At 65.6% G+C, this 22,762-nt stretch carries 17 protein-coding genes; 9 read left to right on the top strand and 8 right to left on the bottom strand.

Features of this window, described 5'->3' with window-relative positions; all coding sequences use genetic code 11:
- Positions 1–12: 12 nt before the first annotated feature.
- Positions 13–1,266: a sulfatase gene (locus tag C2R22_RS13835; RefSeq protein ID WP_103426274.1), complete on the bottom strand. Its 1,254-nt coding sequence runs from the start codon at positions 1,264–1,266 to the stop codon at positions 13–15.
- A gap of 711 nt (positions 1,267–1,977) precedes the next feature.
- Between C2R22_RS13835 and C2R22_RS13825 the strand changes: the two genes are divergently transcribed.
- The 3 genes from C2R22_RS13825 to C2R22_RS13815 all read left to right on the top strand — a co-directional run bounded on the left by C2R22_RS13825 (position 1,978) and on the right by C2R22_RS13815 (position 4,539).
- Complete coding sequence (locus tag C2R22_RS13825) at positions 1,978–2,925, top strand: glycosyltransferase family 2 protein (protein ID WP_103426272.1); 948 nt, start codon at positions 1,978–1,980, stop codon at positions 2,923–2,925.
- 272 nt (positions 2,926–3,197) lie between these two features.
- Positions 3,198–3,533 (top strand): hypothetical protein, encoded by a 336-nt coding sequence (locus C2R22_RS13820; RefSeq protein ID WP_162562499.1) that lies wholly within the window; start codon positions 3,198–3,200, stop codon positions 3,531–3,533.
- Entirely contained in the window at positions 3,484–4,539 is a 1,056-nt protein-coding gene (locus C2R22_RS13815) for a right-handed parallel beta-helix repeat-containing protein (protein ID WP_103426270.1), read from the top strand. Before C2R22_RS13820 ends, C2R22_RS13815 begins: the two co-directional genes overlap by 50 nt.
- Before the next feature lie 77 nt (positions 4,540–4,616).
- Here the strand turns inward: C2R22_RS13815 and C2R22_RS13810 are convergent, their stop codons facing one another.
- Both C2R22_RS13810 and C2R22_RS13805 read right to left on the bottom strand, forming a co-directional pair.
- A complete protein-coding gene (locus C2R22_RS13810; RefSeq protein ID WP_103426269.1) occupies positions 4,617–5,741 on the bottom strand; it encodes a glycosyltransferase in 1,125 nt (374 codons plus the stop codon).
- Positions 5,742–5,815: 74 nt separating this feature from the next.
- Positions 5,816–7,687, bottom strand: a complete 1,872-nt coding sequence (locus tag C2R22_RS13805; protein ID WP_103426268.1) for a hypothetical protein — start codon at positions 7,685–7,687, stop codon at positions 5,816–5,818.
- A 503-nt stretch (positions 7,688–8,190) separates the two neighbouring features.
- On the opposite strand from C2R22_RS13805, the gene C2R22_RS13800 reads away from it, so the two are divergent.
- From C2R22_RS13800 to C2R22_RS13775, 6 genes are all read left to right on the top strand, one after another.
- On the top strand, positions 8,191–9,690 hold the full coding sequence (locus C2R22_RS13800) for a lipopolysaccharide biosynthesis protein (RefSeq protein ID WP_103426267.1): 1,500 nt from the start codon (positions 8,191–8,193) through the stop codon (positions 9,688–9,690).
- Between the two features lie 176 nt (positions 9,691–9,866).
- The gene (locus C2R22_RS13795) at positions 9,867–10,091 is read left to right on the top strand and encodes a hypothetical protein (protein ID WP_103426266.1); all 225 of its coding nucleotides are present in this window, start codon (positions 9,867–9,869) and stop codon (positions 10,089–10,091) included.
- A gap of 1 nt (position 10,092) precedes the next feature.
- Positions 10,093–11,313 (top strand): glycosyltransferase family 4 protein, encoded by a 1,221-nt coding sequence (locus C2R22_RS13790; protein WP_103426265.1) that lies wholly within the window; start codon positions 10,093–10,095, stop codon positions 11,311–11,313.
- Positions 11,314–11,459: 146 nt separating this feature from the next.
- A complete protein-coding gene (locus C2R22_RS13785) occupies positions 11,460–12,467 on the top strand; it encodes a DUF1616 domain-containing protein (RefSeq protein WP_103426264.1) in 1,008 nt (335 codons plus the stop codon).
- Positions 12,468–12,691: 224 nt separating this feature from the next.
- Positions 12,692–13,873, top strand: coding sequence for a glycosyltransferase family 4 protein (locus C2R22_RS13780; RefSeq protein WP_103426263.1), 1,182 nt, complete (start codon positions 12,692–12,694; stop codon positions 13,871–13,873).
- Between the two features lie 148 nt (positions 13,874–14,021).
- On the top strand, positions 14,022–15,821 hold the full coding sequence (locus C2R22_RS13775; protein ID WP_103426262.1) for a heparinase II/III family protein: 1,800 nt from the start codon (positions 14,022–14,024) through the stop codon (positions 15,819–15,821).
- 181 nt (positions 15,822–16,002) lie between these two features.
- Here the strand turns inward: C2R22_RS13775 and C2R22_RS13770 are convergent, their stop codons facing one another.
- From C2R22_RS13770 to C2R22_RS13750, 5 genes are all read right to left on the bottom strand, one after another.
- The gene (locus C2R22_RS13770) at positions 16,003–17,337 is read right to left on the bottom strand and encodes a right-handed parallel beta-helix repeat-containing protein (protein WP_103426261.1); all 1,335 of its coding nucleotides are present in this window, start codon (positions 17,335–17,337) and stop codon (positions 16,003–16,005) included.
- Positions 17,338–17,618: 281 nt separating this feature from the next.
- Complete coding sequence (locus C2R22_RS13765) at positions 17,619–19,490, bottom strand: asparagine synthase-related protein (protein ID WP_103426260.1); 1,872 nt, start codon at positions 19,488–19,490, stop codon at positions 17,619–17,621.
- A gap of 186 nt (positions 19,491–19,676) precedes the next feature.
- Positions 19,677–20,519: an ABC transporter permease gene (locus C2R22_RS13760; RefSeq protein ID WP_103427682.1), complete on the bottom strand. Its 843-nt coding sequence runs from the start codon at positions 20,517–20,519 to the stop codon at positions 19,677–19,679.
- Positions 20,520–20,527: 8 nt separating this feature from the next.
- Entirely contained in the window at positions 20,528–21,571 is a 1,044-nt protein-coding gene (locus tag C2R22_RS13755; RefSeq protein WP_103426259.1) for an ABC transporter ATP-binding protein, read from the bottom strand.
- Between the two features lie 102 nt (positions 21,572–21,673).
- Positions 21,674–22,741, bottom strand: coding sequence for a hypothetical protein (locus C2R22_RS13750; RefSeq protein WP_103426258.1), 1,068 nt, complete (start codon positions 22,739–22,741; stop codon positions 21,674–21,676).
- Positions 22,742–22,762: the final 21 nt, after the last annotated feature.

The raw sequence follows: 22,762 nt of genomic DNA, 5'->3' as shown, positions 1-22,762 counted from the left end.
TCGCTCTGTGCATCAGGACGGCTGAATCGAGGCGCGCCCGACCGCGGAGATGGTCGCGCCCTGGGTGTCCTGCTGGGACGTCCGCTGCCGGACGATAGCCTCGCACAGGTCGAGCAGGTCCTCGTTGTCGATCGTCTCGTGCTCGTTCGCCGCGAGCGAGTAAAGCGCCGACGAGTCGGCATCGCCGATGTATTTCCACGACGACCCGACGACCGCGACGTTCGAGGCGTCGAGCGTCTGCGAGACGACGTACGGTCTCCCGAACGCGTCGAGGGAATCACCCTGACGGAGGGCGTGAATCATCCCCGGGAGCTCTTCGAGCGTCACGGGCGCCTCGACCGTCCCGCGTTCGGCGCCGGACACGAGGAACGGGACGTGGATGTTCTCCTGGTAGAGGTCGTAACCGTGGCTGTACGAGCCGTGTTCTCCGAACCCCTCGCCGTGGTCGCCGTGAAAGACGACGATCGGGTCGGTGTCGGCGACGTCCTCGTACAGCCGTTCGACGAACGCGTCCGTGTACCGGAGCGTGTCGTCGTACGCCGTGAGCAGCCGCTCCGTCGTCCGCTCGTCGAGCGACGTGCCGTTACGGAGCGCCTGCCAGAACTTCCAGTTCGCCTCGTGCATCCGCACCCACGACTGCGACCGGTACTCCGACGGGACGAGGAACGGGAAGTGCGGATCCATCAGGTGGACCCAGAGGAAGTACGGCTCCTCGGCGTCCGAGAGCCACGCCTCGATCTCGCCGTAGTAGTTCTCCCACGGCTTGAACACCTCCTCTTGTTTCACCGCGTTGAGCCCCATCCGAGCCAGCGAGACGACCGGGCCGAGCGTGTCGATCTTCTCGAAGAGGAACTCGTAGAACGACGAACGCGAGTCGGAGATGAAGTCCTCGAAGTGATCGAACCCCTCGTCGAAGCCGGTGAACCGCGACGTGTACGGGTTCGGCGTGAACCCGCCCGTTTCGTACCCGTCACGCGCGAGTTGGTCGGGGATGGTCTGGCGGGCTCGCATGTGCGGCTGGAAGAACTCGCGTCTGGCCTTCAGTTCCGACGACGTGTCCGTCTCCCGTTTGACTGGGTAGTCGCCCGTGAAGATCGCAGGCATCGACTGCGTCGTCGACGGTCCGGGAGCGATCGCCGACTCGAACACGAGACCGTCGTCCGCAAGCCGATCGAGCGTCGGAGTCGTCTCCGCATCGTACCCCATAAACCCGCAGTGGTCGGCACGAATGCTGTCTGCCGTGATCAGGACGATGTTTCGGGCCATCGTTCCTCACTTGTCCAGATAGCCGAGCGCCTGGAGTCGTTCTTCGACCTCGTCCTCGTCGAGGGTCTCCCCGTTCGGTTCCGACGCCTCGTCGAGTTCGAGTAGCACCTCTTCGAGGACGAACGTGATGTACTCGCCGGCCGACTCGAAGGCCGTACCTCGGATACGACCGTCGATGTCGGAGACCAGCGTGTTCGGAAGTTCGACCGACGTGCGTTCTCCCCCGGATATCTGGAGTCCTGCTCACTCCCAGATGACATACTTGTGTATTCTGACACGGGTAGTTAGTGTTTACCACGGTTATACCGGGTCGCGAGACACCCCACCGGGGTCGGTCTCGGGACGGCTCCGACAACAGCCGAACCGACCACGCCGGCTCGTTTCGAGACGGCACGCGTCGTCTCAGCGCCTCCCCTCCGTCGTGACCGCCCTGCGGCGGAGTCGCTTGGCTTCCGTCCGACGTGTCCTCGCGTCTCGGACAGACCTTTTTAATATCCCCGTCGTCTACCGTCCGGTGACGCGGACCGTCAGTTCGTCCATGATTCGCCAAGCACAAACGACAGCGACCGGCCTCAGAGCACACGGCAGCGCGGACGACGGCGACGCACGCCGGACGGCGGGACATCCCAACTGTTGGCGCGTCGGCGGGGCCGAAACAGGCCCGACCGACAGTTCGGTCGGAGCTCCGTCCACGGCTGCGGGGAGACGAGAATGAGTGACTCCGGGCCGCTGGTCAGCGTCGTCCTGCCCACGTACAACCGCCCCGACTATCTCACCGCCGCCGCGCGGGCGGTGAACGAACAGACGTACGACCGGATCGAACTGGTGGTGGTGGACGACCACTCGTCGGTACCCGCCGCGGACGTTCTCGAGGACGTCCCCCTCGACTCGCTAGAGCGCCTCACGCACGTCCGTCACGAGACGAACAAGGGCGCGAACGCGGCCCGAAACAACGGGATACGGACGGCCGAGGGCGAGTTCGTCGCCTTCCTCGACGACGACGATCAGTGGGACCCCCACAAGATCGAACGGCAGGTCGAGACGTTCCGGACCGCCGGACCGGAGACGGGCGTCGTCTACACGTGGCTCCAGTACTGCGACGCGGACGGGAACCCACTCAACACCAAAACCCCCGACACCCGCGGTGACGTGACGTACGCGCTCCTCACCGGCAAGCGGGTCGCGGAGTTCTCCGCGCTCATGGTCCGAGCGAGCGTCGTCGAACCCGCCGGGCTCCTCGACGAGCGCTTCGAGAGTTGGCAGGACCGGGAGTGGCTCATCCGACTCTCGCGCCACTGCGAGTTCCAGCCCGTCCCGGAGCTGTTGACTACCCGTTTCATGGAACACGGCGACCAGATATCGGACGACTTCGAGACGAAGCGGGACCTCTCGTACCCGCTCCTCGTCGAGAAGCACCGCTCGCTCGCCGCCGAGTACGGAGCCGTCTGCGAGCGGCGATTCGTCGCCGAACACTCGCGGATCCTCGCCTCGTCGGCGATCCGAAACGGCTACTACGCCGATGCACGTCGATGTCTCCTCCGGGCCATCCGTCTCTACCCGCTGTCGACGGAGTCGTACCTCTACCTGTTCGCTTCCCTCGGTGGGAGACACACACACCGGATCGCACGACGCCTCAAACAGACGGTCGCGTCGTCGTAGCGCCCCGTTCGGCGCGGGAGGACCCGATTCCGCCACCGTGTCGACGCGGCAGGCACTGACCGGACAGCGACTAAACGTAGTGCATAAGTAGGTTCGATTAGATATATTTGATAACAGTGCAGGGTCCCCGAGGGTCCCTCCAGACCAGTTGCAACACGAGCGACCGTCGCAGATGTATATGATCGACACCCGCAGTTTCCAGCGTGAGACGCCCTTCGCTGGTGAACGCTTTCTTCGACCGATGAGCCTCGGCCACGCACCACCCATACACGATGCTAGACTCTGACTCTGATATCCCTCGTCGGAAGGCGTTGGCTGCGATCAGTGCAACGGCCGCCAGCGCGCTCGCCGTAGGATACGGTATCAACGAGATCACGTCCACGCGGTCGGGACCCCAGAATCCTCCGTCTGGGTCGAACTCCGAGACCGACTCGGGCTCGGGCTCGGGGTCCGGGTCCGGCGTCACGACGGCGGACCCCGACGCGCTCGACCTCACGGACTTCGGAGCGGCAGTAGACGGAGAAACCGACGACACGCCGGCGTTCGAGGAGGCGCTCGATGCGGTCGAGCCCGGGGGACACTCCGCCTCCCGCCGGGCGATATCATGATCTCCTCGCAGCAGTTCGAGGAGCAGGCCGCGATTCTGTTCACCGAGTCCATCCCCAACCTGACAATCGAGGGGGCTGGCCCGTTGCGCACGCGGATCAACATGGCGTCCGGGCACGAGAACAACTACATCGGTTTCCGGGCCATGGACTCGGTCGACATGGGGGGCTGACGTTCCGGAACCTCCAAATCGACGGGAACTGGCGGAACCAGTCCGCACCGAACGGCTTCGGCGTCGAGATTCGTGGAACGGGGATCGACCCGATCACGTTCGAGGGCTGTCGAATCTCCAACTGGGGAACCAACGGGGGCAACCTCAACACGAACGCCGTCATTCGCTCCTGTGACTTCATCGGAAACGGACACGGCGCGGCACGGTACGACCGACTCGGACACGGGCTCAACGTCACGCTCGACGCGTCGAACGACGAGACGCTCCTCGTCGAGAACTGCCTGTTCCGCAACAACACCGGCGCCGCGATCGACAGCCAGCAGGGCGAGATCACGTTCCGAAACACCGTCGTGGAGGAGAGCGGCTTCGGCTTCAAACACCACAAGGACACCCACCTGACCGTCGAGAATTGTCGGTTCAGAAATATTTCGAGCCGGCCGTGGTACATGATTCCGGGTCGGCAGCGGCTCGGGACGGTTCGGTGTATCGACACGGTGTTCGAGAACGCCGGGTGGCCGGCGTTCGACTTCCCCTCCCCCGCCGACTTCCGGGGTGACAACATCCTCATCATCGGGGCGAACCAGAACAACGAGCGGGACGGGTCGTTCTACGCCCGCGCGGGAGGCAACTTCGACCTGGGTCGGCTCTCGATTCACGACAGCGCACACGGCGCTGCACTCGAGTTGCTCGACTGCTCCGGGCGGATCGAGGAACTCGTCCACAGCGGGAACCCCGGTGGTGTCGGTGTCACCGAGGGTGTCGAAATCGGGACGGTCACGCGAGGCGATCCGATCTCTCTCGACCCCCCGGTCGCCGAGGACGTCGGCGCGAGATAGGGCGACCGTCTTTCCCGCGCGTGAGTGTGAGCGTGCGCGAGCGTCGGAGCGAGAGTTATCGGCGAGCCAGACTCGCCTCACCGAGCGTCGCTTACGTCCCTGATGTACGTCTCGTAGCGGTCGAGCGAGTTGGCCATCGAGAAGTGGTCCGCGCGCTCGAGACACCGCTCGACCGGGGTCGGGTCGTCGAGGGCCTGGAGGATGCCGTCGGCCAGCGCGTCGGGGTCGCCGACGGGTGTGAGACGGCCGTACGTCCCGTCGTCCAGGATCTCCCGTGGCCCGTGGGGACAGTCCGTCGAGACGATCGTACACCCGCACGCGAGCGCTTCGATCAACACGGTCGGGAGGCCCTCGAACTCCGAGGAGAGGGCGAAGACGGAGGCACCGTTCATGTACGCGTACGGGTTGTCGACGAAACCGGGGAAGTCGACGACATCGGAGAGGCCGAGGCGTTCGGTCCGGTCGACGAGTCGGTCGCGCTCGGAGCCCTTCCCGACCACGACGAGTCGAGTGTCGGGACGCGCATCGTGGACCCGGTCGAACGCCGAGAGGAGCGTCGTCAGGCTCTTCTGTGGTTCGAGGCGTCCGACGCTCACGATCGGACTGACGTCGTCGGAGCCGAACCAGTCGTGATCCACCGACGCCGCCGCCTCCCGCTTGACCTCTTCGACGTGGATCGGGTTGTGGAGAACGGTCGTGTCCGCGATGTCGATGTGCGTGTTCGCGGCGACGCTTTCGGCGACGCCGGCGGAGACGGTGACGACGTCGTCCGCGTACCGGTAGAGATACTTCGCCATCGCGCTCGTGATCCGCTTTTTGAGTTCGGTGTCGGCACCGAACGCGAGGTGTTCCGTGACGGCGACGTGCGTCGACGAGTTCGAACCGAGCGAGGCGAGGACGGCGACGTCGTTCGCGTGCGTGAGACAGGCGAACATCACGGCGGGGTTCTCGGCGGCGAGGTACGACCGGAGACGGGGGATTACGGCGAACAGCCCGATCCCCGGGACGGACGGCGCGTCCAGATCGACGACGGTGACCTCCTCGCTGATGTCGGAGACGAACTCGCCTTCGAGGCGCGCGACGACGAGGTCGACGTCGTGGCCCCGCTCGGCGAGTCCGTTCGCGATCGTGATCGTGACCTTTTGTGCACCGCCGTAGGTGGGGGCCGCCATAAAGAAGGAGACGTGAAGCGACGTGGACATGGGGACTTACCTCCCGGTTCGCACAGGTGCGGTGAAAAGACTGTCGTGTCGACGGCTCGTCTCGACCGCTCAGGTCAGACGGCTCGCCCGTGAGAACGCGTCGGGAGCGGCGTGACCACCGACGAGGCCGTGGCGTTCTGCTGGGTCGTGCTGTTCGCCAGTCCCTCGACGCCGTAGGCGGTGAAGTCGCCGTTGTCGTAGAGGCGGTTGACGCTTTGGTCCCGCTCGAGGCGGTCGAACTCCTCGGGGGTGTACCGCCAGAACCGCTGGTAGTTCGGGAACTTGGTCGGGTAGGTGATTCGCCCGAGCCGAGCGAGGATGAGGTAGTTGTCCTCCTCGTAGTCCATCCCGTACTGCGAGTGGACGGTATAGTTGAAGTGGGGTGGCGGATAGGTGTCTTCGATCCGTACCTGGTCTCCGAGCGAGATACCGTACATCGCGTGGTAGAACCGGTACTGGCGGATGCCGAACTCCTCGATCTCTCGGCCTTCGTCGCGGTTCTCGAAGAGCCACTCCGAGCCGTCGAGTTCCATCTCCGTCACCTGCTGGTTCACCCGCGACGACAGCGGCGACCAGTAGAGGGTGAACGTCGCGAGGTAAACGAGGAGCAGGAGGACGAAGACGACCGAGGCGGTCGCCCCGACGTCGAACTTGCGCCCGACGGTGAACTGTCGGCTGAAGCGCCAGAGCAGGTAGACGAATCCGCCGCCGAGGATGACGCCGAACATCTTCGCGAACTGGAGCGGGCGCCGCGTCCCGACGATCAGGTCGAACAGCAAGAACGCGGCTGCCCCGGCAGCGAACGCGAACATGGAGATGCCGAAGACGGTCGTGAAGAGGTCCATCTCGTGTTCGTCGCGCCACCACATGTACACCGAGAGCGCGAGGGCTGCGGTTCCCAGCCCGACGAGGACCATCGCGACCCCGTACTTGTACGTCGCGATCCGTGCCAGATCAGACAGCTCCGGGCTGGTGGACGAGATGGTGGAACTGTACTCGTTGATCGGTGCGTCCCCGCTGTCTTCGAGGAACACCTCGACGATGCCCTCGAAGCGGATGATCATCCCCGTGAAGTTGAGATACCACGCGGCGAAGACGACCGAGAGGAGGGTGACGATGTTCGTCCGCTTCGTCTCGTCGGCTCTGAACCACTGCGTCCACTTGGCGACCACCCAGGTCAGGAACACCATCAACAAGAAGACGGCGGTCAGCGGGTGGTAGATGACGAGCGAGACGAGCGCGACCGCGAGTGCCGCACGGACCGAGACGGCCCCACTCTGCTGGTCCTTCACGAACAGGTACAGCACGAAGGGGACGAACAGGATGCTGAGTCGGAACGGGGTCGTCCCGAGGTGTGCGATGTCGTACGCCGGGAGCAGAATCAGCGGGAGGCCGACGAGCGCCCGGGTCCGGGACTCGAACACGTGTCCCAGGAGGAGGAACATCGACCCGAAGTAGACGAGCGTAACCGCGGGCGCGACCGCGTTGAGGACCGCCATCGGCTCCAGTCCGGTCGCGTAGGCGAAGATCCGGATCAGCAGATGCGTGTTCGGATAGATGTTCCCGCCGCCCGCGACGCCGGTCTCGGTGATGATCCGGATGTACCCGAGGTGGCTCATCGGGTCCGCGCGTCCGTACATCGGGTACCCCCGAATGTACGGCATGAGCACCAACACCGCGTTCGTCAGGAGGACCGTCGCTGCGCCGAACAGCCAGAACCGGTCGCCCTCGCGCTCGGAGAGCGCGCTCGTGAGTATCGTGAGGCTCCCGACGAGGAGACTCCCGACCACCAGCACCCAGTAGTACCACGGGAAGCTAGTGTAGATCGAAATCTCGTACTGCTCCGCGGGCGGGATCGAGATCGTGATCGCGACGACACCGAGAAGGAGTGTCACCCCGAGCAACGCCAGCGCCCGCCGGGTGTTTGCCGTAGAGGAGAGAATCATCCGACGGCCCTCGGTGTGAGCTGTCGGGTCGACAGGTCCATCTGGCTCATAGTGTTCGTGACCGTCCTTTCGTGTTACGGCCCTCTTGAGCGTTCGGTTATCCGCTCTCACAGCACGTCGTGCGACGTCGCAGCCGAGACTCGGCTGCGGGCAGCTGTTTCGACGGACGTGCTCCACACAATTATATTCTCGGAATACAGTCACCGAATCGAACCAGTCTTCCGTCTCGGTCGGTGTCGCAGACCGGGGACGGGCCGACGGTTCTCGGCGCGTCCCGGGGAGGCGCACTCGATCAGCCCGCTTCGACCCGGTCTCGTGAACGGCCGGCTTCGGAACTCGGGCTACGCACAGCGACGATTCGGGGCTGGACCCGGCAGGCGTGGTGCGTGAGACACCGTACCGGGGCGATATCGAGTCGGTGGATTTATTCAGAGTACCGGCCTGACTTCACGGGAGATGCACTGTCGACGGGCGTGCTGTCTCGATGGATCGAGCCCTCAACCATGAAGCGACTCTTCGAGCTGATCAGACGGCTCACACCGACGGGAAACGCGGGGTCACAGATCGCCAAGAGCCTCGTGTGGGTGGGGAGCCAGAACGCCCTCGGGCGCGTCATCCAGCTCTCGATGCTGGTCATCCTCGCGAGGCTCGTGGGTCCGACGGAGCTCGGGCTCGTCGGGATCGCACTCCTCGCGCTGAGCGCGCTCCGGAAATTCACCGAGATCGGACTGAACGCGGCGCTCATCCACCAGAAAGAGGACAACGTCGACAGCTACCTCGACACCGTCTGGCTGCTGGAGATCGGGAGGGGAGTCCTCGTCGGCGGAATCATGTTCCTCGCCGCACCGCTCATCGCTTCGTTCTTCGGCGAACCACGAGCCGTCGGACTGCTGCAGGCCACTGCGATCGTACCGGTGCTCACCGGGCTGAAGAACCCCGGGATCGTCTACTTCGACAAGAACCTCGACTTCCACAAGGAGTTCGCCTACCAGATCGGCGCGGAGATCGTCCGGTTCGTCGTCTCGGTCGCGTACGCCCTCGTCGAACCGACCGCGTGGGCGTTCGTCGTCGGGTTCATCGCGGGCAACGTCACCCGGTTCGGGCTCTCCTACGCCATCGACAGCTACCGGCCGTGGTTCCGGTTCGATATGGACGCCGCCAAGGAGCTCATCGACTACGGCAAGTGGATGACGGGGTCGTCGATCCTGTTCTTCCTCAACACCGAGGGCGACGACGCGTTCGTCGGCTGGTTCCTCACCCCGGCCGCGCTCGGCTTCTACCAGTACGGCTACCGGCTCTCGAACGCCCCCGCGACCGAGATCACGCAGATCATCGCGCGGGTGATGTTTCCGGCGTTTTCGAAACTGCAAGACGACACGGAGCGGTTGCGTGAGGTGTACCTGAAGATGCTCCGCATGACCTCGTTCGTGAGCTTCCCCGCGGCGTTCGGCATCGCGGCGGTCACCCCGACGTTCGTCCGTGCGTTCCTCGGCCCCGACTGGACGGGGATGATCGTCGCCATGCAGATCCTCGCCGTCTACGGTCTCTTGCGGTCGGTCGGGAAGACGTTCGGCCCCGTGTGGAAAGCGACGGGACGGCCGGACATCATCACGAAACTCAGCGCGTTCCGACTCGTCCTCATCGCACTCCTGATCTATCCGCTGACCGCCCGCTACGGCATCGCGGGCACCGCACTCACCGTCACGCTCATCTACGTCTTCCCGATGATGCCGATCGACATCTACATCATCAGAGGCACTATCGACGCCACCTACCGGGAGATCTTCTACGAGTTCGTCTACCCCTTCACCGCGAGCGTCGTCATGTTCGCTGGCGTCTGGCTGGTGCACCTCAACCTCGCCATCAATCCCATCCTCAAGTTCGCCATCCTCACGGTCACCGGCATCGTGCTGTACGTCGCGAGCGTCCTCGTGCTGGAGGTACAGTTCGACTGGGGGATCCGACAGAACCTCAATACGCTCATCACGAACGTCAAGAGCTGAGCGGGCAGCTCTCCCGGTCGGGTCGACTCCTGCGGACCGTTTCGGGCGCGTCCGTCGACGAACGGTCGCGCGGATGCGCGCGTGCGCGCACTCGTCATTGAGATTGTCACAGTCCGTCGGTGTACGCGAAGCTATCTCGGACGGATTAAGTTGGGGTCACACCTAGCGGGAGACGAATGAGTACAGTCTACGTTCACGGTCCCGGCTGCGCCAGCCCTCCGACGGCCGCGATTTCGGCGAACCACGGCCGCGGTGTCATTGGGAACGGTTCCTCAGAGGCGGTCATCGAACGGCTCGAACGCGGGAGCGACTGTCCGGACGAATCCGGCCTCCCGTGCGTCGGTACCGCCTGGACCGTCGACCGATTCGAGAGTGTGGGCTTCCGCCGCACCCGGACCTGACATGTCCGGCGACACGCGCCACGTCGTCTTCGTCTCGCAGCGCTACCCGCCCGAGCAGGGGGGGAACGCCTCCCGCATCCGCGACACAGCGACGAACCTCCGAGAACACGGCTGGGACGTCACCGTGCTGTCACCGGTGAAGTCCTACCCGTTCGGCGAGTTCGAACGGTCGCGGTCGTGGCACACGACCGAGTCCGACGAGGGGATCACCGTCCACCGGTTCTGGACGTGGCAGCCACGGACGAACGACCCGAGCATCGTCAATCGGCTCGCGTACTTCCTCGTCTTCACCCTGCACGCGCTGTGGTGGCTCCTCCGCAACCGGGGGCGGTACGACATCGTCGTCACGTCGAGTCCGCCGATCACGACCGAACTCCCGGGCATCGTCCTGTCGATGCTGGGGACGCCGTGGATAGCCGACGTCAGGGACCTCTGGATCGACGCCGCGGTCGCGCTGGGACACATCGCCGAGGGGAGTGTGCCCGAGCGAGCGGCCCGGCGGTTCCAACGGTTCGCGTTGCGGACGGCCGACAGGATCAGCGTCACGACCGATGCGACGACCGAGGTGCTCGAAGAGACCTACGGCCCCGGGCTCGAGCACAAGACCGTGTTGATACCGAACGGTGTCGACATCGACGACTTCTACCCGACCGGCACGGACGAGCGTCCGGTGATCGTCTACACGGGGAACATCGGCACCGCGCAGGACCTCCACGCGTGCGTCCGAGCGATGGCGCGGATATCGAGCGACGAGGCCGTCCTGCGACTCGTCGGGAGCGGGGACGTCGAGCCGGAGCTGAAGACCCTCGCCGATGAGCTCTCGCTGAACGGCCGCATCGAGTTCACCGGACTCGTCCCCCGCCAGCAGGTCCCGGAGATTCTCAACGAGGCGACGGTCGGCGTCGCCCCGCTGAAAGACACCGAGGCGCTGGAGTACGCGATGCCCACGAAGGTGTACGAGTACCTGGCGTGCGGCCTCCCGGTGCTCGCGACCGGGGGGAGTCACCTCCGGCAGTTCGTCGAGGACTCCGGCGGCGGCGTCCACGTCGAGAACGACCCCGATCGGATCGCCGAGGCCATCGACGCGCTGCTGGCCGACGACGCGTACCGAACCGAACTGGCCGAGCGGGGCCACGAGTACGTCCTCGACCGGTACACGCGCGACAGGATCGCCGAGCGGCTGAGCGACGAACTGAACGCCGCTGTCGACGAGAAGACGTGACGACGGCGGCCGGCGTGACACCGCGCGTCGCCCGGCGCCCGTGCGGACCGGTGCGGGCCGCGGTCCGACGCTGGCGACGGGTCGCATCGACTCACAGCACAGGAGCAATCGGTTGATTAATACAGCCGAGACGTCCTTGTCGGAGTATGAACGCGAGTTCGAACGGCGGCGGCTGGCCCCTCGATATTCTCGGGGTCGCCGTCGTCGCCGCCGCGGGAGCCGCCGTGTCGCTCGCGCCCGACACGGGTCTCGTCGGGTCACCGCTGCACGTCTTTCTCGGTATTTTGTTTATCTTCGTCGTGCCCGGCGCGGCTCTCACCGCGGCGCTGTTCCCGAAGACGAGCCGAGAGACCACGCACCAGGGCTTCGGCCTCGACGCCACCCGTCAGCTGGTCTCACGGAGTCGGATCACGACGGCGGAACGCGTCGTGTTGTCGCTCGGCCTGAGTGTTGCGGTCGTCCCGTTGATCGGGCTGTTGCTGAACTTCATGCCCCAAGGGGTACAGCTGGGGACGGTGATTCCGACCATCGCCGGTCTGTCGCTGCTACTCGCCGGGATCGGTCTGGTTCGCCGCCTCCGCCTCCCTCGCGACGACCGATTCGGTGTCACCCTCGCCTCCGTGACGGACGCGACCGCGTGGATCGCGCGGCCGGACTCGTCGACGGATCGGATCGTCAACGTCGTGCTCGTCGTGGGGCTGGTGCTGGCCGCGACCGGTGTGGCGTACGCGGTCGTGGCTCCCCAACCCGGAGAGCGGTTCACCGCGCTCTATCTCCAGACGCGCGACCCCGAAACGGGGGAGTTCGTCGCCGACGACTACCCCTCCGAACTCGGGCCGGACGACGAGGCGACGCTCTACGTGGGGCTGACGAATCAGGAGCACCGCACCGTCTCGTACACGGTCGTCGTACAGCTTCAGCGCATCGAAGACCGGGACGGTTCGCGGACGTTGCTCCTGCGCGAGGAGGTCGACCGGTTCAGCACGACCCTCGAACACAACGAGTCCTGGCGGCAGGAACACGTCGTGACACCGGCCTTTTACGGGGAGGACCTCCGTCTCACGTACCTCCTCTACAAGGGTCAGCCACCGGCCACCCCGACCACGGAGAACGCGTACCGAACGGTCCACATCTGGGTCGACGTCAACAGATGACCCCGGTTCCCCCGAACGCACCGCAGCAGAGACGCCACACCGACGCCGCGGACGAGGCGCTGAACACCCAGCGTACGGAGCACGTCTCCCGTGTCGTGTGATCCGCGCGCCCGGGCGACGGACGCCACCCGTCGACGGCTTCGACGCCCGCCGAGGAGACAGGCTCCGATCCGAAGCACGAACCGTTTATGCCCTCCCACACGTCACCCGACAACGGAGAACGAATGTACTCGATAGTCGCGAGTGCAGTGAACCACCCGGATTCGGTGAACCCCTACCAGGGGCTGTTCAACCAGCGGATCCTGTCGTCTCTCGCCGAGACCGACGTCTCGCTCGACGCCGTCTCCCCCCGCCCGTTCGCCCCGCCGGTGGGGCCGTACTCCGAGTACAGCGAGTTGCCACGAGTCGAAGAGTGGGGGTCGTACGAGACGCATCTGCCGCGCTTTTGGTACCTCCTCCCCAAGCGCCTCTTTTACGGGCACGCGGGGCGGTCGTTCGCCAAGCGCGTGCCGCCGTACGTGGAGCGCACGTTCGACGTTCCCGACGTCGTCCACGCGTGTCACATCTACCTCGACGGCTACGGGATGCTCCCCTACTGCCGGGAGCACGACCTGCCGCTGTTCGTGGTCGGACACGGCGCGATCCTCAACGACTTCGACGACCTCGCGTCCGACGTCCGCAAGCAGGTCCGAGAGACGCTGGACGAGGCGACGGGCGTCCTGTGTGTCAGCGACGCGCTCGCGGAGAAAGCCCGACAGCACACCGACGCCGCCAAGGTATCGACGGTCCCGATCGGTGCTGACCCGGAGAACTTCCCGACAGAAGAGGAGGCCACACTGCGGCGGGAACTCGGGATCGATCCGGAGACGACCGTCGTCCTGTTCGTCGGCCAGTTCATCGAGCGGAAGGGCGTGGGCGAACTCGTCGAGGTGCTCCCGACGCTCGACCTGACGAACACCGAATTCGTCTTCGTGGGCTCCGGCGGCGAGATGGAGTCCGACCTCCGAGCCGCCGTGTCGGAGAGTCGGAGCCCCGCGGGGGCCGTGCGTACCGGGATATCCACGGCGAAGCTCCGACAGTGGTACGCTGTCGCCGATCTGTTGGTCCTCCCGAGCCACGCGGAGGGACGCCCGACCGTCATCTACGAGGCGATGGCGAGCGAAACCGCGGTGCTCGCCACGCCCGTCGGAGGCGTCTCCGAGCAGGTGGTCGACGGCGAGACCGGCGTCCTGATTCCGCCGGGGGACGTCGACGCGCTCGAAGCTGAACTCACGCGACTGACCGAAGACCGGGAACGGCTGGGCGAGATGGGGCGACGCGGACACGACCGACTTCGAGAGAACGAGTGGACGTGGGACGGACACGCGCGACGCGTCCGCCGACTGCACGAGGCGGCTCTCGAATGAGGCGTCCGCGTGACCGACGGCCCCTTCTCGAACGGGTGTGCGGACGCGCCGTGAGCATTGCCGAACCGACCCCGACGGGCGCGGACGACACCGACCGCGTGACCGGCCGACCCGGTGACGACAGCCCCTTGCCGTTTCACAACCCAGCATGACCGACACGAATCCGGACGTCGCCCGACACGGCCCGCTCACGACCGCCAGACTGGGCCTCCAGACGGTCTCACGGTTACAGCCTCGCCAACTCGCCGGTGTCCTCGAACGGAAGGCCAGACACGCGGTCCTGCCGCGGCTCCCTGTCGACTTCGACGACCGGTACGAGCGCCGGGTGCCGGGGACGCTTCGCGTCTCGTTCGCCGGGGTGGCAGACAACAGTGACCTCCTCCGCGACTGTCTCGAACCGCGGACCAGGGTGTCGTCCCGGTCGCGCCTCGCGGAGTTCTCCGAGGGCCGGCTGGCGTTCCTGGGCGAGGAGGTCCGGCTCGCGTCGGACCTGACGATCGATTGGGACGACGACCAGCTCACCGACGTCCCGCTCCTCTGGTGGCTGAAGTATCAGTCGCTCGAAGTGCTCTCCTGGTTCGTCTTCGGCGACGAGGAACCGGCTCGGGACCCGGCGGTCGTCTCGAACACCCTCGATCCGTGGCTCCGGGCGTTCATCTCCACCACAGAGATCGGCTCGCCCGACTACCTCCGGCGCGACTGGATCCCACACGCGGTCTCGCTCCGGATCATGCATCTGTGTCGGTACTGTGCGTGGCTCGCAGCCCACGACATGTTGGCCTCGCGTGGGTATCTCCTGACGTTCCTCTACAAGAACGCGCTCTTCCTCCGGAACCACGTCGAACACGGCGTCGGCGGGAACCACCTCGTCGAGAACGCCGTCGCGCTCCTCATGGCCGGCTTGGTGTTCGACGACAACCGCGACTGGCTTCAGACCGGTCTGACGGTGCTCTGTGAGACCGCGGAGACGCAGTTCCTCTCGGACGGCGGGCACTTCGAGCGGAGCCCGATGTATCACGTCATGGTTCTCACACGATACCTCACCGCCGTCGACCTCCTCGACCGCTACGGGCGGCCGGTTCCCCCGGCCGTTCGGCGGACGGCCCGGGATGCGACCGCGTTCCTCCGAACGCTCTCGCCGCCCGACGAACGGATACCCCTCCTGAACGACGCCGTCTTCGACGAGATGCTCGCGCTCACGGAGGTGTTGCGGTACGCCGACGCCCAGTCCATCTCACCCTCGGGTCACCGTGAACTGGCGGCGACGGGCTACTACTGGCTCGGCACCGGTGACGACCGGATGCTCGTCGACGGGGGTGCGGTCGGCCCGCCGCACCTCCCGGGGCACTCGCACGTGGACCTTCTGAGTATCATGCTGTGGCTCGACGGACAGCGGGTGCTCACCGACACGGGCGTCTACCAGTACACCGCGGACGACCGACGCATCTACGCGCGAAGCGCGCGCGCACACAACACGGTCCAGGTCGGCGCCTCCGGACCGATCGAGGTCGGCGGCCAGTACCTCATGGGTGCGCGTGTCGAACCCGAGGTCGTCTCGTACGACCCCGAGGAGGGCCGGTTCGTCGGCCAGTACCGGTGTCCCGGCTGGTCTTCGCGGTCGATCCGACATACACGAGCAATCTCCGCGGAACCGGGGCTGTGGACCGTCTCGGACACCATCACCGGTGACGTGGACCAACGGATCAGTTCCCGTCTCCACTTCCATCCCGACACGCGCGTCGACCCCGACGGCAGTGGCGCGTTCCGAATCTCGCGGCAGTCGGGCGACACACTCGGAACCGTGCGGGTCGACGACGACGTTCCCACGGAGCTCCGGCGGACACCGTACTTCCCGAGGTTCGGCGTCGTGCACGAACGCGATGCGTTAGAGATGACCTACAGTCGCGGGGAGAACACGTTCACGGTGTCCGTAGACGCAAACCGGTAGGTCACGGGTCGTCGGCGCGTTCGCGTGGGTCGTCGGCGCGTTCGCGTGAACTGACGGCGCGCGAGCGCCTGCGGTGAGGGCGCTCACAGCGAACGCCCGTGGCTCCGCAGCGTGGCTCCGCACCCAGAAACGTCTCCCCACGAGCGCCGCCGCCGGGCGAGGGGGAGAGATGAGTGGACCGTTATTCGAGTTCTTCGATGCGCTTTGCGAGTTCGCGCACTTCGGTGCCGATCGAATCGAAGTTCTCGTTGAGCGGGATGTGCCAGTCGAGTTGCCCCGCCTTGGGAGTCTGGTACGCCCCGTACTGGTCGGCGCTCTTGTAGGAGGACCCGGACCCGTCCCCGGAGCTCCCGTCTGAGCTGTCGACGGCGTAGACACCGACGTCGCTGGCCGTCGGGGTGCTGACGCTGATCGACCCGGACTTCGTGGTCGTCGAGACGGAGACGCCGCTCAGGTCCCCGATCCCACCGCTGTTGTTGCTGTGTATGAGTTCGTCGATCGAACCGCTCGCCCCGCTCTCGAACTGCACCGCGCCACCGTACTTGGTGTCGTGGACGGCGATCCGAGTGAGGTCGACGGAGGCGCTGTTCCGGTCGTACCACGCGCCGTTGCGGTAGTCGCCCGAATTACAGTTCTCGATCACGATGTCGCCCCCTTTGTACGTACACGGCGAGGGCATGTCGATGGCGGGCCAGCCGATGTTCTCGAATCGGCTCTGGGTGATCCGAAGCGTCCCCACGTAGTCCCCGGACGGGATGTAGTAGATCCCCTGGTTCGGGATGTTCTTGAACAGGCAGTTGTCGATGTGGAACTCGCCCGAGCCGGGGTTGAGCTTCGCCCCGTACTCGGTTCCATCGACGACACATTTGCGCATGGTGACGAGCCCGGCGTGGGTGTCCTGCACGTCGACCGACGTGCCGGTCATGCCCGTGAAGTAACACCGTTCGATGAGCACGTTCGAGCCTGCCCCCTCGTTGACGGCGATTCCGTGGCCGTCGCGTTTTGCGACCTTGTCGGCACCGACGCCGTTGTCGACGAAGCTGCAGTCGCGCGCGGTCCAGCCGCCGCCGAGCATGGTGAGTCCGTTGGTCGTCCAGTCCTCGAAGCGGACGTTCTCGAACAGCATGTCGTTGTCCCCCTGCGACTGCAAGAGCACGCCGAACCCGGGGTCGTCGTTCTGGTTCGCGCCGTTTCCGTCCAGCGTGAGGTCGCGGTACACCGCTCCGTCGTGGTTGTAGTCCTCCTCGTGCTTGCAGAACACCTGGTTGTGGGTGTGACCGCCCGTCAGCCGGATACGCGTCTTGTCGGGACCCGCGCCGATCAACGAGATACCGAGACGTCCCGGCGTGATCTGGAGGACCGAGTACGATTCGCCCGACGTCGCACTCACGGTGAACGTCCCCTCGGGTACCGTCACCGTTCCGTTATCACCGGCCGCATCGAAGGCATCGCGGAACGCCTGCGTGCAGTCCGAACCGTCATTCGGCGTCGCGCCGTAGTCTGTGACTGAAACCATACTATCCCGCTTCTCCACTCCGAATATATCTTTGTTGCACCGGATATCAATACCAATAGTGAAACTGGACGACCTGAAGTTCTATCCGTACAGCGATATTGAATTTCACAACAATCCAAATTATCACTTCATAAATTATCATTTCGCGTAACGACCGAAAGCGACTGAGCGGCCGAGGCTCCGAACGAACGCCTCTCGTGCCGCCACTCCCCGGAGTCGAACACGTGGCGTCCGCTTCGAATCCGTGTGCCCCCGCCGTCGCACGTGGCTCGTCCGTCTCGTTATCGGCCTTCGACCGGCCGCGCCGACTCCCGCGTCTCGCCCGCCACCCGTTCGACGACGGGCATCTCGAGGAACGACAGCAGTGTGTACAGCTCGAAACTGTTGTCCGCCCCCTCGAGATGGGCCTGATAGCTTCGCCACGCTCCGTCGCGGTCGAGAAACGGGAGGCTGTCGATGCGGTCCGCTCGTTCCCGGAGTCGCTCCGGGACGAACTCGTGTGAGCGGGTGAGTCCCTCCGTGCTGATCCACGGCCCGTGTGAGAGGTGTTCCGCCGGCGTGTCGTCGCCGGTCAGGAACTTCCACCGGAACTGGTTGGCGTACCGCCAGACGTATTCGACCGGGAACGACTGCTCGACCGGGACGCCGGTGTTTCCGTGTGGAATCGCGCCGAGGCGCTCGTCGAGTTCGGTCGTCGTCGCGTCGATCAGGTTCCGTCGCGACCGGTGTTTCAGGGGGATGCGAAGGGCGAGGTCGACGAGGCGGTTGTCGAAGAACGGACTCCAGTGCGGCATCATGCCGTTCAGCGCGTGGAAGAAGAAGTCGGACTTGTTGGAGAACGGATAGAAGTCGTCGAAGAAGACGAGTTCGTCGACGGAGCGACACTCGACCCCGTGGTGAGAGAGTCCCCCTTCCGTCGTGACGTTTCGCCGCAGGATGTCCGACAGCCGCTGGTTCGTGTCCAGGTACGCCGGGAGGGGTGCGTCGCGTCGTTTGAGAAACTCCTCGAGACTCTCCGTTCGCTGTGCCATCGGGAGGTCCACGCTCCCGAGGGGACCGATCCGGAGCGACGGGACCGGGAAGGCGTGGTCTCGAAACAGCGTGTCAGCAGCCAGCCCCGAGACGAGCACGTCGACCTCCTCGCGGAGTTGGTCACCGAACTCGTGCACGTGTGCCTCACAGAACCGGCCGGTGAAGTTCATCATCCGAGGGACCGCGTCCAACAGCCGTCGGTGCGTGTCCCGGTCACGGTGGAGTGTGTGTAGCTCCCGGTCCGCGACGTCGGCCACCCGCTCTGTGATCTGCGTTTCGCGGCTCCGCCAACTCTTCGCGTGGTACGTGCGGATGTCGACGTCGGGGTCCGCTCCCGCCAGGATGGCTCGTGAGTCGCTCCCACCGCTCAGGAGCAGACCGTACCGCGTCTCGGGGTCGAACCGCTCGTCGAGGATGCGCTCGAACCGGTCGACGAACTCGTCGACGAAGTACGAGAACGGTCTGTCGAGCGGGTCGAACCGCGGTCGCCAGTAGCGGTCCGTCTCGATCTCACCGCGCTCGAGACGGACTGTCGTCACCGACGACGGGGGTAGTTCCTCGATACCGGTCAACGGTGTCTTCACGCCACCGACGGAGCCAGTGGCGAAGTACTCGGAGAGGTACTCCACGTCGAACTCGGTGTCGACGGCTGGATGTGCCGGGAGCGACTGGATCAGCGTCGAGAACACGACCGTCTCCGGCGTCGGACGCGCGTAGTAGACCGGGTGCGTTCCGAGTCGGTCGGTGATGAGGTGGACCTCTCGTCGGTTCCGGTCGTAAACGACTCCGGCGAAGGTCCCGTTCAGTCCCGCGACGAACTCGATTCCGCGCTCCGCGTACTCGCGTGCGCAGAACTCGGCAGCCGTCTCGGACGACTGACACCGTGGTCGGTAGCCGTCTGCCCGTTCACAGCCCCACACCTGCCCCGAGACCCACACGAGCGTCCCGTCCGGCGTCCGCGCCGGCTGTGTCCGGTCGCGGCCCGGATGGACGGCACTGTGAAGCGCCACCTCGGCGTCGGCGTACGTCGTCGTCTCCTCGTGACCGGTCCACCGGAGGTCTTCCGCCATCGAGTCGATTCGGTGGTTCGGGTCACCGAGAACTCCACAGAGGCCTGTCATTGTCTTGATAGATGAAGCATGCGAAACATCCGATTAGTGGAGGGCCGTTCGCGTCTGTTGTCTCCATTCACGAGGGAGCTACTGATTAACGTTACCTTTCGTGTGGTGGGTGTGTATGTACCCTTAACAACATTTTCTGGGTACGACTCGCCGACGGCGACCGATTACCCGTGGACTACCCCGAAATCAGTAGTCGCCCAGCACGCCGAGCCGTCGCGCGCGACGCGTCGCGGCCTGAAATACGACGTAGCCGAGGAGCAGGTAGCCGAGCGCCACGACGCAGAGGACGGCGAGGTCGCCGACCGAGAACTCCCACAGCCGGGTGCCGTCGACCATCGCCCGCTGGAGCAGCGCGCTCCCCTGCGCGAGCGGGAGGAACCGGGCCCAGCCGAGGTCGAACGCCGGCAGCGAGATGAGCACGATGAACCCGAACTGCAGGAGGTTGAGCCAGTTGCCGATGCGTTTGTAGAGGATGGCGACCCCACCGGCGGCGAGGCCCAGACCCAGAACGGAGACGACGGCGAGCGTCGCCACGGGAACCACGGTCACGAGGTTCAACTGGAGGCCGGTCCCGCTCACGAGAAGCATGACCGCGAGGATGATCGAGGAGGTGACGAACGTGCGGACGACCTTCGCGACGCCCTTGAAGAGGACGACGGGGGCGAAGCCGAACGGGGTCATGAGGTGCCGTTCGAGGGTGCCCCACTGCACCTCGCTCGCGATGTCGTTCGAGATGGCGCTGTACGCGCCCACCGAGAGCGTCCACAGGAAGTAGCCGACGATGATGCCTTCGAGGGAGTCGGTGAGCGCCTGTCCGGCGACCATCTGCCCCCCGTAGAAGAGGAGGCCGAAGAAGAACAGCGAGATGACGATGCCGCCGACGGCGTTCGCGGGGTAGCGGACGAAGATGAGATACTCGCGGGTGAACACGGCCCGCGCGAGGTGACGGTAGCCCGCCGGACGCGGCGTCTCCGTGTCGTCGCGTTCACGCCCCGTCCCGCTTTCGACCTCACCGTCGACGGCGGTCAGCCTTCGGGTCACCGACTCCCTCCCCTCTCCGTCCCGTTCGTTCGGTCGGTGAGTTCGACGAACACCGATTCGAGATCGCGCGCGACGCTCGTCACGCCGTCGATGGTCACCCTGTTCTCGCGGAGGGTGTCGACGAGACGGTAGAAGCCGTCGCTGTCGACCCGGACCTCGACGTGGGTTCGACCGTCGCGGCGCTCCACGTCGGTCACGTCGAACCGCGCTTCGAGCGCGTCGATCACTTCCCTGTCGAGGTCGGGACTGGTGACGCGGTACGTTCCCGTTCCCGACCGATGCAGGAGGTTCGACACGGTGTCGTCGGCGACGACCCGCCCCTCGCTCATGATGATCACCCGGTCGCAGACGTCCTCGATGACGTCCATGTCGTGGCTCGAGAGGACGACCGTGAGGTCGCGCGCCTCGACGATGCGCCGGAGTTCCCGGCGGAGGGTGAGCGAACTCTCGACGTCGAGTCCGAGCGTCGGCTCGTCGAGGAAGACGACGTCGGACTCGGTGGCGAGGACGCTCGCGAGCGACACCTTCTGCTTCATCCCGCGGGAGAGCTTTCGCACCGGTTCATCGGCCTTGTCGGCGAGGTCGAGTTGGTCGAGGAGGCGGTCGTGTCGCGCGGTCACGGAGTCGGGGTCGACGCCGCTGATGGTCGCGAAGTACCGGAGGTTCTCCCGGACGGTCAGCCGCCAGTAGTCGTTGCGGGCGCCTTCGAGCATCGCGTCGACGTGGGCGTACGCCCTCCGGGGCTCGGCGGACACGTCGTGGCCGTGAATCGAGACCGCCCCCTCGTCGGGCAGCACCATCCCGAGGATACACTTGATGAGCGTGGTCTTGCCGGCCCCGTTCGGTCCGAGTAGCCCGACGACCGACCCGCGCTCGATGGCGAACGAGACGTCGTCGACGGCCGTCACCGCCTCGGGACCGCTCCCGAACCGCTTTCGGACCCCGTCGACGACGACGGCCGACTCGGGGTCGACGGCGCGCGTCTCGGACGGGTCGCTCCACTCGCCGTTTCGCACCCCTCGGCGCTCCGATGCGGTCATCACCAGTAGCAAGGGGTTGAGACGGAAAAGACAGTCGCCGACCCGCGTGGGTCTGTCGCAGTCGTTGGTGTGCTTCGAGAGCTGGGGTCGGTCGTCGAGTACTTACTCCAGGATCTCTTCGGCCTCGTCGATCTTCGCGAACCCGAGCTCCCGGAAGGCGAGCAACACCGGGGTGAGCGAGGTGCCGTCGGCGTTCCCTCGGACCGAGTCGGCCGCTTTCCGCGCGCTGCGGAGCGTGTTCCGCGCCTCCTTCGCGGCCTCGTGGGCCTTCTGGACGTTCCTGTCGTCGCCGTTGATGTGCGCTTTGGCCCGCCGGAGCCACTTCACCCCGTCGGCGAACTCGCGGACGACGGCGTCGAGAGCGTGGTAGGTGCCGATGTCCGCCTCGAACTGCACGACCTTCCCCTCGTACTCCTCCGTGGAGATGGAACTGACGGCGACGGTGTCGTCGACCGACGAGACCGCGAGGGCGTTGGACAGACCGCGGTCGGCCGCCGTGAGTATCGTCTGTATCTCGTCCGCGGCGGTGAGTCCGCCCTCGTAGTAGTCGCGCTCGAAGTCGGTGAGGGCACTCACGAGCTGCTCGTGGGCCTCGATGACGGCGACCTGTGCCTTCGTCGCGTGTCGGAGGAACTGCCAGCACGCGATCAGTTGCTCGGCTCGCAGCTCCTGTTCGGCGTTGGCGGCGCGCTTCGAGGCCTTGACGTAGTCCTTCTGTGCCGCCGCCAGCGCGAGTCCGACGTCGTACTCGGAGGTGAGGAAGCCGACGCTCGCCGCCGTGACGTCGGTGAGTTCCGTTCCGTACCCGTCGGTGAACGCCTCGACGACGGCCGTGATCTTCCGGTCGGCGTTCTGCAGCGTCTCGAGCCCGCGGATCTCGCTGTCGGTGAGTTCGCGCTCGGCGACCGGTTCGTTCTCGTCGACGACCTCCTCTTCGACCGGGTTCGGGACCTCCGGCTCGGGTTCGGGCTCCGGTTCCGGTTCAGGCTCGGGTTCCGGGGCCGGCGTCGCAGCCGGTATCGGTGTCGTCGTGTTGGCGACGTTCACGTTCGAGACCGGTCCCGGCGTCCGGACTGACCCTGTCGGCTCGTCCGGCCCGTCCTGGAGGGGCAGACGGGCAGAACAGCCCGTGAACAGGGCGAGAAGTCCGACGAACCCTCTTCGATTCATACGTAGCAGGGTTGTCAACCG

This window comes from Salinigranum rubrum, assembly GCF_002906575.1.
Taxonomy (GTDB): domain Archaea; phylum Halobacteriota; class Halobacteria; order Halobacteriales; family Haloferacaceae; genus Salinigranum; species Salinigranum rubrum.
The sequence above is the reverse complement of the archived record's forward strand: the minus strand, read 5'-3'. Positions and strand labels throughout refer to the sequence as shown.